10 protein-coding genes and 2 pseudogenes are annotated in these 13,560 nt (G+C 62.9%); 10 read left to right on the forward strand and 2 right to left on the reverse strand.

Annotated elements, in window-relative coordinates:
• Positions 1 to 61: 61 nt before the first annotated feature.
• From ABC304_RS13415 to ABC304_RS13425, 3 genes are read left to right on the forward strand one after another with little or no spacing between them, the layout of a single operon-like run.
• Entirely contained in the window at positions 62 to 1,210 is a 1,149-nt protein-coding gene (locus tag ABC304_RS13415; protein ID WP_412931356.1) for an MFS transporter, read from the forward strand.
• 24 nt (positions 1,211 to 1,234) lie between these two features.
• Positions 1,235 to 1,858: an acetate uptake transporter gene (locus tag ABC304_RS13420; protein ID WP_412931357.1), complete on the forward strand. Its 624-nt coding sequence runs from the start codon at positions 1,235 to 1,237 to the stop codon at positions 1,856 to 1,858.
• A gap of 19 nt (positions 1,859 to 1,877) precedes the next feature.
• Positions 1,878 to 3,020, forward strand: coding sequence for an FUSC family protein (locus ABC304_RS13425; protein WP_412931359.1), 1,143 nt, complete (start codon positions 1,878 to 1,880; stop codon positions 3,018 to 3,020).
• Here ABC304_RS13425 and ABC304_RS13430 read toward each other — a convergent pair.
• On the reverse strand, positions 2,976 to 5,693 hold the full coding sequence (locus tag ABC304_RS13430; RefSeq protein WP_412931360.1) for an NACHT domain-containing protein: 2,718 nt from the start codon (positions 5,691 to 5,693) through the stop codon (positions 2,976 to 2,978). The genes ABC304_RS13425 and ABC304_RS13430 overlap by 45 nt on opposite strands.
• Before the next feature lie 127 nt (positions 5,694 to 5,820).
• A complete protein-coding gene (locus ABC304_RS13435; protein WP_412931362.1) occupies positions 5,821 to 6,921 on the reverse strand; it encodes a cupin domain-containing protein in 1,101 nt (366 codons plus the stop codon).
• 282 nt (positions 6,922 to 7,203) lie between these two features.
• Here ABC304_RS13435 and ABC304_RS13440 point away from each other — a divergent pair.
• The 7 genes and pseudogenes from ABC304_RS13440 to ABC304_RS13470 all read left to right on the forward strand — a co-directional run.
• Positions 7,204 to 7,527 (forward strand): annotated as a pseudogene (locus ABC304_RS13440) (toll/interleukin-1 receptor domain-containing protein); the annotation flags it as partial.
• Between the two features lie 300 nt (positions 7,528 to 7,827).
• A pseudogene (locus ABC304_RS13445) lies at positions 7,828 to 8,007 on the forward strand (hypothetical protein); the annotation flags it as partial.
• Positions 8,008 to 8,098: 91 nt separating this feature from the next.
• Positions 8,099 to 8,656, forward strand: a complete 558-nt coding sequence (locus tag ABC304_RS13450; protein WP_412931364.1) for a YbhB/YbcL family Raf kinase inhibitor-like protein — start codon at positions 8,099 to 8,101, stop codon at positions 8,654 to 8,656.
• 162 nt (positions 8,657 to 8,818) lie between these two features.
• Positions 8,819 to 8,950 (forward strand): type I restriction enzyme endonuclease domain-containing protein, encoded by a 132-nt coding sequence (locus tag ABC304_RS13455; RefSeq protein WP_412931366.1) that lies wholly within the window; start codon positions 8,819 to 8,821, stop codon positions 8,948 to 8,950.
• A 53-nt stretch (positions 8,951 to 9,003) separates the two neighbouring features.
• On the forward strand, positions 9,004 to 9,792 hold the full coding sequence (locus ABC304_RS13460; RefSeq protein WP_412931367.1) for a Hachiman antiphage defense system protein HamA: 789 nt from the start codon (positions 9,004 to 9,006) through the stop codon (positions 9,790 to 9,792).
• A 137-nt stretch (positions 9,793 to 9,929) separates the two neighbouring features.
• Positions 9,930 to 12,254 (forward strand): DEAD/DEAH box helicase, encoded by a 2,325-nt coding sequence (locus ABC304_RS13465; RefSeq protein ID WP_412931368.1) that lies wholly within the window; start codon positions 9,930 to 9,932, stop codon positions 12,252 to 12,254.
• The gene (locus ABC304_RS13470) at positions 12,251 to 13,210 is read left to right on the forward strand and encodes a hypothetical protein (RefSeq protein ID WP_412931369.1); all 960 of its coding nucleotides are present in this window, start codon (positions 12,251 to 12,253) and stop codon (positions 13,208 to 13,210) included. Before ABC304_RS13465 ends, ABC304_RS13470 begins: the two co-directional genes overlap by 4 nt.
• The last annotated feature ends 350 nt before the right edge of the window (positions 13,211 to 13,560 follow it).

The raw sequence follows: 13,560 nt of genomic DNA on the forward strand, positions 1-13,560 counted from the left end.
CGCAATCACAGCGCACCGGGCCACGCGCGCTGCGCGATACACGCTGCTGGTCGTAACTGCCGTGCTGTTCGTCTTCTTCGCGGCTGCCGCTGCGCCTTCGCCGCTACTCCCTCTCCTGCTCGAGCGGTGGCGGTTCGCTCCGTGGCTACTGACCTTCGCCTTCGCGGTTTACGCGCTCGCCATCCTGGTCGCGCTCCTCGTAGTCGGACGAATCTCGGATCACATCGGCAGGCGCCCTGTCATCATCGTGGCGGTCGCCACTGAGCTCCTCTCGATGCTGATGTTTCTTGTCGCCGGCGACATCTGGGTGTTCGTTGCGGCGCGCACTCTCCAAGGGCTGGCAACCGGTGCGGCGACCGGGGCTTTGTCGGCGGCTATTGCTGACGCCGCGGGCGAGCGGCGGCCGCGGCTGACTTCCACGTTGAGCAGCGTCGCCCCACTGGCGGGCCTGGCGGTGGGCGCGGTGTTCGCGGGCGCGGTCGCCGAGTTCGTGGCAGAACCGAAACCCGTCATTTTCGCTGTGTTCAGCGCCATCCTGGTGATAGCTCTGGTGGCCGTCACGTTCGTGCGGGAGTCTTCATCCCGCAGGCCCGGCGCCATTCGCAGCCTCATCCCGCGTGTGGCCGTCCCTCGCGCCGCGAAACCGGCCTTTCTCAAGGCCATCCCTATTGCGGCGGCGGTCTGGACGGCCGGCGGCTTCTACCTCTCCGTTGTGGGAGAGGGTGCACGCGAGCTCTTCGGGATCACGGACGAGTTGACAACGAGCGTGCTGATTGCGGGCCTCTCCGCGACCGGCGCCATTGCGGTCGCGGCTAGCCAGAAACTCCTTGCCCGAACCGGGGCATCACTCGGGGTTCTCCTCATCGCCCTGGGAATGCTCGGCAACATCCTCGCCGTGCAGATCGCCGCCACCCCACTCCTCATCGCCGGAACGGTGGTCAGCGGAGCAGGTTTCGGAATGGCCTTTGCAGGGGCCGTGGGACTGGTCATTCCGCACGCACGCGCCCACGAACGCGGCGAACTGTTCTCCGCCATCTACGTCGTGAACTACCTCGCGTTCGGAGTCCCAGCCATCGCCGCTGGTCTCCTCATCGAACCGCTGGGCTTGGCTACCGCGGTCACGCTTTACGCCGTACTCATCGTCGCGGTCGCTGTCATCGGCGTCTTCGCCCAGACCACATCCGCTGCTCGCACCAAACGCAACCGCTAAGCCGCTCCGAGAAACGAGGCCCTCATGTCCGACGCAGCCCAAGCCGTCCAGTCCCCGCCGCGGCCCGCCGCCGCGAGCCACCACCCCGTCATCCGCGGCATCGCTGACCCCGCGGCCCTCGGTCTCGGTGCCTTCGGCATGTCCACCGCGCTGCTGAGTTTCGCCAACGCCGGCATCTTCCCGGGCGCTGCAACTGCCGTTCTTGGTCTCGGCCTCTTCTACGGCGGCATCGCGCAGCTCATCGCTGGGATCTGGGAGTTCGTCCAGTCAAGTACGTTCGGTGCGCTCGCTTTCGTCTCCTACGGCTCCTTTTGGCACGCCTACTGGTGGACCATCACCACCCCCGGCATGGAAGAACAAGCGGGTGGCGCAGGCATGGGCACCTTCCTCATGCTCTGGGCGGTTTTCACTGCGTTCATGGTCGTCCCGTGCACCCGCATCTCGGTCCTGCTGACTGCGCTGTTTTCCGCGGCAGCCATCACCTTCGTGCTGCTCGCGCTCGCCGAGTACACCTCGTCCGATGCCCTCACCCGTGCCGCGGGATATACGGGGTTCGTCGTCGGCGCGCTCGGCCTCTACGGCTGCTTTGCGTCGGTCGTGAATGCGACGTGGCGGCGGGCCATCATTCCGATGGGAAGCCGCGAATGACGTCCGCGCCAGCCTGACGATGGCTCGCCACGAAAGCCTCGTCGCGGAACCGCGGGCGCACCGGTTCCGCGACGCGGTCCGGGAACTTGTCGCTCTCCACCCGGCGCCGGGAGCTTGGGTCGCCGCGACCCAGGCCGCCGTTGCGGTGGCTGTCCTTCCCGCTGTCTTCACCATCGCCGGCGAGCTACAGCAGGGACTTTTGGGCTCCTTCGGGGCTCTGATCGTGCTGTACCTCTCAGATCGGAGCCGGCAGGAACGCGCCGCAAAGCTGCCCGTCCTCGCAGCGGTGTTGATTGCGGCCGCCATCCTGGGTGTGTTCACCGGCGGCACTCTTCTCACCAGCCTGACCGTGGTGTGTGCGGTGGCGCTTGTTGGGGCCTTCGCGAGCCTGGCTTTCGCCGTTGGCCCGCCGGGCGCGATCTTCCCGGTGCTCATCGTGGGGGCGGCGGGGCAGCTCACTGCACCAGTGGCAACTGGTAGCGCGGGAATGGAGCCGTCAAGGGTCATTCTGATGATCATGCTTGGGGCGGTAGTCGGCTACGCCGCCATCGTGCTGCCGCTACTCCTCCCGCGTGTGCGTGAGCGCGACCGACAGAAGCCGACGGACTACCGCTGGCGCTTTGCGTTCCCGGCGGAGGCGCGGCGCATTCTTGCCCGGCTCGTGGTTGCTGTCATAGCGGCTGTGGTGGTCTGCGCCGCCCTCGGTTTGCATCACGTGACCTGGGTGCTTCTGGCCGCCATTGGTGTTCTGCAGAAGGACTCGAACCTTGGCCACAGCACCATCCGCATGCTCCAGCGGCTTGTGGGCACAACCCTGGCCATCAGCGTCGTCGCGCTGTTTGACGTGTGGACTCCGGAGGGTCTCGTTCTGGTTGCCGTGGTCGCAGTTCTCACCTTCGGCTTTGTCGCGCTGCTGAAGCGTAACCTGCTGTTCGCACTCGCGACCGTCACACCGATGGCGCTGCTGCTCGCCTCCGGAGGTAGCCGCATGCAGCTTCTCGCCGTGACCGACATACGGGTCGTTGACACCATGGTGGGTGCGGGTATCGCGGCAGCAGTCCTCGGAGCTGTCGCGCTCGGGCGCCGCGGTTCGGCGCCCCGGCGACGCGAACAAGATTCAGTCCTCGGAGTTGGGACGCGACGCGCGCAACTTGAGGATTGAGGCGGCGTATCTCGCTATCCCGGGTCGAGTCGTGCGTGTCTTACGCACAACCTCGACGAGGATGTCTCGCGCTTCCGCGATCTGCAGAACTCGCAATGTCGTGAGGAGCACCGCGTCATCGACGCCGCGCACCGGCCCGCCAATAAGCAGGGACTCGCGTAGCTCCCGAGCAGTCCGGGTATCGGGCAGTAGCCGTCCGATGTCGGACTCCAAGCCGGTCACTGCGGCGCCCGGGCTGAGCGCGTGTGTCCTGACATACTTGCGCCCTTCGTTGAGGGTGATGCGTGCCTGCTTCGCAAGGGGGGTCATGCCGGCACTGTTCTCGCTCAGAACCTTTGCGGCCAGGCTCGAGAGGTCCGATTGCGCGATGTCATGCAGCCCGCCTAAGAGAACCTCTAGCTCCCTGTCATCGTTCTGAGCAAGAGCGGTTTCGAGGAGCGCCCATAGGGGAGGGGGCACATCCGGTGACGTGTCCATGAACTGGCTCATAGCGCTCGCGAGTAGCGCTCGACGTGTACCTGGGTACTCCGTGCCGAAGTTGTCGAGATATAGCTCGGTGGAGAGCTCGGCGCCGAGTTTCGTGATGGAGGTCTCAGCATCGGTGGCGTCGTAGTCCGTTGCCAACTGCACCACAGCTTCGCGCAGATGCTCGCGGCGTTTGAGTATTCGCCCAGCGGCCAGCAACCACGTGTTCCGCCAGTGGCTCGCCGGGAGGATCTGCGCCAGCCGCTCGAGGACCGTGGCGTCCTCTCCATTCGTGAGCTCCCTCGCGGCCATGTACTCCTGGAGCGACCGCACATCGAACTCATATTTGCCGACGCGACGCGACACGAGCAGGACCAGGCGTTCTGTTGACAGGCGAATTAGCTGCTCCGCCATGGAGTCCGATTCCGCCTCGCCGAACCCCGCGACACCGAGTCGCTTTCGAAGGATGCGCGAGATCTCGGACTTCGCAAGAACAGGGTCGGAGCCCGACGGGCGTTCGGCAAGCTGTTGAAGTTTCGCCCCTGCAGCCTCGTGTAGATAGTCGATATGCGCGCGCAAAGCCTTAAGTTCTGAGAAGGCCTCGCTCTTGGCTACCTCCCGGTCATAAACCACCTTGTAATACCGGTCGAACAGCTCGAACCGGTCCGTCGGCAACTCAACAGCTTCCTCAGCGAGCGCAGTCATGATGGTCACCTGCAGCGGCGTTGTCATGAGCCGCTGAGTGACTCGCTCGTGCACGGCCGTGATCAGCCGCTCCGTTACCTGAGCGGCAAGATCGGGATCGTTCGCAGCGCGCAGCCGGGTGAGAGCTTCCGAGTAGGACAGAGCCTCACGTTCGGTCAGCTCCACGAGACGGAACTCCACGGTCTGGGCCGCCTCGCCGAACTCGCCTCGGTACCCCTGGGGGCGGCTAGTCGCAACGATGAACAGATCGACGCCATGTGCGCTGGCCTCCGTCGCGAATGCGCTGATGGCGCTGACCAGCTCGCTGCGGATGCGAGCATCGGGCACTTCGTCGAGTCCGTCCAGCACCAGGCAGACGGGCCAGCTCTTCATCCAATCGAAGAGTACGGAGGGGGCGGTGCGACGGCCCTCTATGAAAATCTGAGCTGCAATGTAGCCCAGCAATGAAAACGTGGCCTCCGTCCCCGCGATTGCTGCGCCCAGCTTTGACAACTCGACAACGAACGGCCAACGTCGCTTCTGTGGCATGTCAATGCCAGCCCGAACGAGCCTGGCGGATAGCGCTCCCACCGCCTCTAAAGCCTTGGGCCCGAATTTACTGACGTCGGTGTCTTTGAGGAACGAGAGCCGATACGAGTGCGCTATCAGCTGCGCGAGCGTGCTCTTACCCTGGCCGGGGCCGCCCACAAGCACCACTCCGGTGGGCCCCCGGCCGGCCTCGCTGGTATAGGTCGCATTGCCTCGCCCAATGGTTGCATGAACTGTCTGATAGCGCTCAGAAGCACTGGCTCGAGAGCCCGCGACAACGCACGGGAGGTCGATGGCGATGTCTGCCAGTCTGACCTTCGATCCATCGCCGTAGCCGACGTCACCGGTGCGAACCCACTGCCGAGAGATCAGCTCAGCCACGGCATGCGAGGCGAGCCGCCCAGCTTCGATAGCGGTGCGCTCAGGTAAGAGCTCAGCCAAGCTTTCGAGGACATCTCCGACGATTATCTGCTCCAGGTACCTACGCCGAATGTCGCCGTGCGCGTCGAGCATCGTGCGGAATTCGGAGTAGTCCCAGACGTACCAGCCCTTGAGACCAGGGTCAGCAGCGAACGACGAGAGCAGCGCGTCGAATCGGTCCTTTCCGCCCACCTCCTCCACGCCGGAAAGAGCGATGTTGGTTGCGAAGAGTAGGTACTGGGGTGTCTTCTTGCTTTGCAACTTCTTAAGCTGCCAACCTTTCAGTTCCTTCTGAACCTCTCGTAGGAACCAGCTCGCCTCAGCAGACGCGTTCGACCTTTGCTCCTTGTGCTTGGCCTGAACCACCCCGTAGCCGTTCCATGCGCCGCTGGAACCGACAGGGAAGTTCACTTTGCCGTTGAAGTCGGCCTCGCGCTGACCATCCCGACCGGACCCGAAAGGGCGGACCCCGTTCCCCAGCATCTCCTTAGCGAACGCCTGCGTCATGTGCTCAAACTGCTGCCAACCCATTCGGTACAGGTCGTAGTGGCCCATGTTGCCCCCCAGTCGGTCGAAGGCATCGAGCCGTCACCGGCCTAGCCCGGGTGCCAGCATCCCACGTGGAGCAGGCGTCGAATCGGGGTCGGACCTGTCCGCCGACCTCGCTGGGTTTAGACGCCCCTCATCGCAGCGGTGTAATGCCTTGCGAGCCGCGCGGGAAGGTCGCAAGGACCGCGGGGTCGATGTTCAGGTGTGCGGACACGAGCTGCGGCGGGACGTGAGCCAGCCAATTCGCGAGCGAGATCTCCTCGTACTTGTCCGTACGGAACACCTCGAGGAACTGCAGGACTTCGTCGCCCGTGTTCTCGATGTAGTGCCCGAAGTTCTTCCGAACTACGCCGACGTCGCCTGCCCGGAAGTCTGTCGTGTTGGCGTGGGGGCCGGTGTTGAACACCGTCATCCGTGCTGAGCCGCGGAGGTAGTACTGCCACTCATCGGCGTTCGGGTGCCAGTGCAGTTCCCGCATTGACCCCGGCTCGACCGTGACGAGGGCCGCCGCGACGGTGTTCGAGTACGCGTAGTTCGTGGAGTCGGCGATCTGGATGCTGCCGCCGGAGTTCTGGTGCAGCGGCTTTGAACGCGAGAGGCGGAAGATGACCGGTTCCATGCCCCACTCGACCCCGGCGGCGGCCTGGTCGACGTCGAGCGCGGGCGGTTCCTCGCCGGGGAAGATCCACAGGTTGTGGAGGGGAATGTCGCTGAAGACCTCCTGTGCGACCCCAAAGTTCTTCGCCAGCACCTCGGGCGGGGTGTGCGCAAACCAGTCGGTCAGCAGCAGAGTGTTCGATTCGGACTGGTCACCGTCGTCGAAGGCGAGCACGAACTCGGCCCCGTCAGGTCCGAGCCCCTGCAAGGAATGCGGGGTGCCAGCCGGGAAGAACCACAGGTCGCCCTCCTCCACGTCTTCGACGGCGGGCAGCCCCGAACGACTAAGCGTCGTCACGCGCGCCTTGCCGCGGGTCATCACAGCCCATTCCGCGGTTTGGTGCCAGTGAAGTTCGCGGATGCCGCCGGGCTCGAGGTACATGTTCACCCCGGCGATCTCGTCGGAGATGTGAAAATCCTGCTTCGTAAGCTCGCGAGCCCAGCCACCGCGCTGCACCCGGCGGGGCGAGATGTTGAATGAAGACCAGAAGAAGGGCTGCGTCGAAATATCGGTCGCGGGAGCATGGATCTGGTTCGGGAACTGCGAGGCGACGACCTCGTTTTGGGGGCCCGTCATCGCAGTCGCGTTCGGATCGTCGACCGTGTTCACCTCACCTTCTTGAGGGAGGTCGGGATTGCCCAGCTTCGGGGTTTCGTGATGGGGTGCAGTGCTGCGAGCCGAGTCCATGCTTGTACTCCTTCGATGCTCAAGGATTGACGCTCGGAGTCTTCCCGCTAGTGCGCCTGGGGCGCCTCGACGGATGACGAATGTGCACTCGGTGGGTGTCGAGGCGCTGGCCTGGTCAGCGCTTGCCGTCGCGCGATGCGGTGGGAAGTAATCTCAGGCGGGGAGGTCAACATGAAGGTTTTCATCAGCTGGTCCGGGGAGCAGACGCGTGCGCTCGCCAACGCTCTGAAAGATTTCATCGAGCTGACCTTCGCCTCCCATGTCGGTACGTTCCTCTCCGACGCGGACATCGCGCCTGGTGAGCGTTTTCTGGCTGTCATCAATGAGAACCTGGGTGCGGCTGATATCGGCGTGCTGCTGGTAACACGCGAGAACATGAACACGCCGTGGCTCCTGTTCGAGGCGGGTGCGCTCGCCGGCAAGTCCGACCGCGGGTCTGTGGTCCCGCTCCTCGTCGACGTCGAGCGGGCAGAGCTACGTCCGCCTCTCAGCCAGTTCCAGAATGTCCTGGCGGCGTCGAAGGAATCGGTCCTGCAGCTGTGCGGACGAATTCGCAGCGAGGCGAACGACGTGCCGCCGGCGGGCGCGTATGACGTCTTGCTAGAAGTCGCCTGGCCACCGCTCGAGGCTGCCTTGAGTGCGGCTCGCACCGGCGCCGTCGCCCCCGAGAGCGCACCCGAGCGGACGGAGGCGGACCTGCTCAACGAGATCCTCCTCGGAGTGAACGCGCTTGTGAGACGCGACGCACGCTCCGAGCTCATCGACATGGACGATTCGTGGGACTACTCGGCGGCTCGAGACAACGGCGACCTGATGCTCGTCCCGGGGCAGGTCATTAGGCACGCCGACTTCGGTCTGGGCAAAGTCACCGCGGTCACCGGACAAGGTCGGAAAAGCGTCGCCCACGTGGCGTTCGACAATGTGGGCGCGAAGAGGTTGCTCATTCGGATAGCGCCAATTGAAGTGATGAGCTGACGGATCCGCCACGCTTTGATTCGACATGCGTCTAGGCGTGCCGCGACGGAGGACGAAGACGCGGGCGCACCAGCTCGCTTAGCTGTCCCGCATGACCAACGACCCGTACTGGAAACTCCCCGCAACCACTGCGTTCACGCTCATGAGCCCCGACTTCGTCGACGGTGGCGACCTGCCGTTCTGGGCCCACGGCGCGGCCACCCGCGGTAAGGACCAGTCGCCGGCGCTCGAGTGGAGCGGGGCCCCGGAGGCTACAGAGAGCTTCGTCCTCACCGTCTTCGATCCGGATGCGCCGAGCGGATCTGGCTTCTGGCACTGGACCCTCATAGACATCCCCGGCCGGGACGTTTCCCTCGCGCGAGGCGCGGGGACGAACGATTCACTCTTGCCTGTCACTGCATCCCGTCGTCGGAACGAGTACGGTTCCGACGTCTTTCTCGGGGCGGCACCGCCGGCCGGTCACGGACCGCACCGCTACTTCTACACGCTGAGCGCTCTCGACGTGCCCGTTCTGGAGGTGGCACCCGAGGTCACGCCGGCCATCGTCGGCTTGCGGTTGCGCCAGCACATCATCGGCCGCGCCCACCTCATCGGGATCGCCGAGACAAGCACCGACGGGACCGCGGTTTTCAGGGGCGGGCAATCCTAGGGCCGGCGTAGCTGGTCGGCCACGTAATCTTCGATCGCGTCACCTTCTTCGTGTCTGATGGATGCATATCGGGCGGCTAGTGTTGACTGTGTCTCAACCAGCGCTTGGGGAGTGCATGGGCAAGATCAACGGGTTATACGAGCACGATGAATCGCCTAATCAGTGCGCGCCGCTACGCGCACGAAGGTGCGGCGCTTGCTGGTCAAGTACGACTACCCGCCCGATGCAGTGGCCAAGGCAATCAAGCTGGTGCTCGAGCAGGCCGAAGTGTTGGTCCGCGAAGAGAATTCATAGGCCATGAATCGCTCGGGGCGAAGCCTCATGGCTTGGGGGATCGCATGGACGGAGTGAGAGTCGTCACCGTCGACGACGCGAGCATCCTGGTGCTTGAAGAAGTGACCCAGGAGATCAAAGACACTCTCAGTACACGGCTTGTCGAGTACTGCTACGGACGGGTGAAGGCGGCCGAAGACCCCGACTACTACTCGTTCGATCTGACAATCGACGAGTTCTTCAAGCTCTACGACACGAAGAGTGAGACCACGAAGCTCGGCATTGCCGGGGAGCTGATTGTGCACCTTCTGGTGCCGCGCGGCCACGAGAAGCTTGTGTCTGCTGCGCTCTACCTCAACAAGGAGGAGCGCGCGATCAAGAGGGGCTTCGACCTCACCTTCTACGACGACCACGATGGGGGCCTCTGGTACGGCGAGGTCAAGGCGGGGAGGGTATCCGACACTCAGACGGCGGACGGGAAGGTTCGCGATCTCATCGGCGTTGCCGAGCGAAGTCTCCACGAGATGTTCACGTCTGACGTTCGTAAAAAGCGCTGGGACGCGGCGCTGCTTGACGCAGACGCAACGCTGCAGAGTACCCAAGCATCGAGCGTCAAGAAGCTCCTTCGTGCGGACTTCAAGACCGTCCACGGCGGCGGAGCCGCGAAGGTGCGCGCGCTCCTGTGCGGCGTCGTAATGCGTGACCTCCTGCTCGACGAGATCGACTCAGAGACAGGTAAGGCGCTCATCGAAAGTGTGAAGGGTCGTGGTCGCTTTGCAGACCTCCGGTTGTTGCTCATCCAGCAGTCGGAACTTGAGGACCTCATTGAAGTATTGCGTGCCTCGATCGGAGCGCCTGACTAATGGCCGTTGAAATCACGTATCGCAAGCTGCGAAATCAGGCGAACCTCGACGAGTCGCGGTTCCTCGAGCTCTACACACGCATGTAGCTCGGACAGGAGATCTCGGACGACGAGTATCAGGAGCTGCTTTCGTATGCCGTGATCTTTCTTCGCCAAGGTGACGCGACCGTCGAGCGGCTTGGCTATCGAATCGCATTGCAGTATTCGCTGGACACCGCAGACTTTGAGCCGCTGCTGGACATCGCGGATCACCGCGAACTGATGCCTGTGATCGCCGCGATCCACACAGCCCATCCCGAGGTACTTGAAGACAACTCGTTGCACCGGGTGCTCGGAGTCGCTCATAGCAGGAACTTCACATCGAACGGGATCACGCGCACGCGGGAACAGTTGGCGCTGCGCGCATTCAATACTGTCAATTCGCACGCGGCCATTATCGCGCCGACCTCGTATGGCAAATCGGAGATGATGACCGACCGTGCACTCGCGTCGCTGCCCAGCGCCGTTTGCATCGTGGTGCCGTCGAAGGCGCTCATCGCGCAGACGAAGGCCGAGCTTGTTCGCCTTATGCGCCAGCGAGACGTCTCCGCGCGCGTCATCTCGCATCCAGAGGCGTACAACGGTGAGTCATCGTTCGTTGCGATCCTCACGCAGGAACGGCTGCACAAGCTCTTCGTCGATCATCCAGAACTCAAGATCGATCAGCTCTTGATTGATGAGGCGCAGAACGTTCTGTCGGATGACCCCCGTGCGCTTGAGCTGTCTCAGGTGATTCTCGTGGCTCGAGCCCGTAGGGCCGACATGCAGGTCGCTTACTACACGCCGTTCCTCGAGAACCCGGAAGCCCTCCGACACGTCAACGGTGCGGATGAGCTGGTGCGTTCGCGCACGGTGAATGAGCAGGTGAAAGTTGAGCAGTTTTTGGTGGGGGCGCCGGGGCAAGCCCTTCGCGTCTTCGACCAGTTTCTGATTCGTTCGTTTGAGTCGTCACTGACGGTCCCGGATGATGATGCCGACGCGGTCATCGCGTTCGCCGGCCCTCGCACCATCGTTTACTTGAACAAGCCTCGTGACGCTCAGGACTTGGCGCGACGTATCGCAAGCAAGGTTGTATCCGTAAATGACGCGATGGCTCCTGCGGCCGCCATAGCTATCGAGGCAATTAGCGACCTCGTCGACAAGGACTACCTCCTTGTCGACGTGATCCGGAGCGGCGTCCTCTTCCATCACGGACAGATTCCCGAGGTACTGCGACAGTATGTCGAAAACCTATTCCGGGAAGATCAGTCTCCGGACAACCGTTACCTCGTGACGACATCGACCCTACTCGAGGGAGTGAACACCCCAGCGGACACAATGGTTCTGTTGTCGCCCGATCGGGGACGTGGCTACCTGGCACGGTCGGCCTTCCGGAATCTGGTTGGTCGAGTGGCTCGGTTCAGCCAGATCTTCGCGTCGGATAAGCCAAAGCTCAGACTGCTCGTTCCGAAGGTCTACGTCCTGAAGAGCTCCTACGCACCGAAGCGCTGGAGCCCGTTGAACTGGCTCGAGGATGTAGCTGATCCTTCGAAGTCAGCGTCCGATCCGGTGCAGAATCCACTTCTTGAGTCGGGCCCGGTCGATCAGCCTCGCATCGAAGCGCTCGAGCGGCTCGAGAATATCGAGTCGGGTGCGTCCGGACTTGAGGGGGCGCGGCTTGCTCAGACCGACCTCGGCCGTCTCTGCTTCCGGCACGGCGCCCATGACTTCGATGTGTTCCGCTACGAGCTACTGATGCAAGATCGTGCGGCTGATCGCACGGGCAGTGCAGCCTCGACGGCCGACGACCTAATTGCATTGATCGTCGAAATCTTTCTCGCGGGTGTCGAGCTCGGCCGAGACACCGACGACCTCGAACGTCTTCGAGACGAACAAGGAGCGCGCAACTTCTACGCCATGTTCCTCAGCTGGCGAGCACAAGGCGATCCCTTGAAGCTAATGATCGGGCGCTACCTGACGCATTGGAGGCGTCAGGAGGGCGATCTGATCTGGGTCGGGTCGAAGTGGGGCGAGGTCAAGCGGTTTGCGATGGAGCACACGAGTGCCTATGTGAGACGGTCGACGAAATCTCGCGGTGCGCTCGTCAACCTCGCGATCGTGCGGATCAAAGCAGAGCTCGACTTCCTCGACTACAACCTCATGAAGTACCTGGAGATACTGTTCTCGCTGGACCTGGTCGACGAGACGTTCTACCTCGAGCTGAAATACGGCACGGCGGATCGATATGTCATCGCGCTGCTACGCAACGGCATGTCTTTTGAGCTCGCACACCTCATCGCAGACTCCTATCGCGAGTTTGTCGGAGCGGACACAGCTGCGAACACGATCGAGATTCGCTCAGGCCTGCTCCAGGCAATGGAATCGGCGAGCATCAATGACATCCTGCTGTTTGAGGCCAGAGGACTGATTGGAGCCCGAGCGTGAGTGAGCAAGGGATCAGGACCCGGCGGTGGTCAAACCTCGTTTCTGAAACGCAGTTCGCAGCAGACCTTGTGCTGACCGGCATTCGGCGAGTGAGCCACCTGCCGATGGACGGAGACATACTCGGTCAGATCTCATACGACCAAACGTTCCCCCTGCACGTCGGGCTGCACACGTACACCAGTGGCCTCGAGCGGATTTGTAAGCTCGCGCTCGCTTGTCACGGCTTCCTGCAGACCGGCGCTTTTGTACCGGTGCGCGAATATTCGCACAGAATCACCGAGCTCCTCGATGCCTTGCAAGAGCTGGACCTGTCCGCGTCCTCCAAGGCGACGGGGGAGTACCTCATCCGTCCGGTAGACGAGTACGAGCCCGAACTGAACAACTGGCTCCAGCGCTACGCATCGGGAGCAGGACGTTACGAGCTCCTGGATTCTCTATCAAGCGGCGCCGAAGCACTCCCGACCTGGGAGACCTGGGCAGAGTTCTGCTCGCGGGGCGAGGTCTCCGACCAAGTGCGCCGCTACATCGACATGCATTACACCACCGGCTACGTTCTGCGCGAAGTAGCCACATCACACGACCTCGAGAGCGTCGCGTCGGGACACCTTGAAGAGTTCGATCATCCGTTCTCCGAGCAGTCTGCGGCTGTCGCACTCGCGATGTACAGACGGGCGAGGTGGGCAGCCTCCATTCTTGACGCTGTCTCGTATTACACGCATCCAGACATCCCCATCCTGGGTGAGGCACTTGTGGAACTCCGGCAGAGCACCGACAACTTCTTCGCTTTCGAGATTGCGAAGCTTTCTGACCCAGAAATCGTTGGAGAGGAGCTACTCGCTCACCGCGAGAACTTCGTTTCACCTTCGGAAGATGGCGAGTTCGAGGACTGGGACGCGGACGGTGAGGAGCCGCTAGGTGCCGAGCCTGGCGATGTTACGAATGTTCCACGTCCTTGAAGCGAATTGCGCGGAACACGGTGCCGTGCGAGAGGCGGTACCTTCGCTCGAGTTCTGCCATCGTTGATCCCGCGTCGTACTCCGATATCAGCGCTACGCGAAGGCTCGAAGCTATCGGTGCCGTCGAACTGACATGCCCTGCTTACGCAGCCCGCTGAGCGACGCCGAGGGCGCGACTCCATGGTGGCGAGCCAAAGAAGTCGTCGACGCCCCGATTTCATGACTATCCATGATCTTCGCGACCTGCTCAGCATCCAATCTCGGTTGGAGAGGCACGCTCATGCGCCGAGCCGGACGTCATGCCGCGGGTCGGGCCCGCCCATCCATGCCCCGATTTGCCAGCCCATGAT

Origin of the sequence: Microbacterium jepli, from assembly GCF_047237905.1 — a bacterium.
GTDB lineage: Bacteria > Actinomycetota > Actinomycetes > Actinomycetales > Microbacteriaceae > Microbacterium.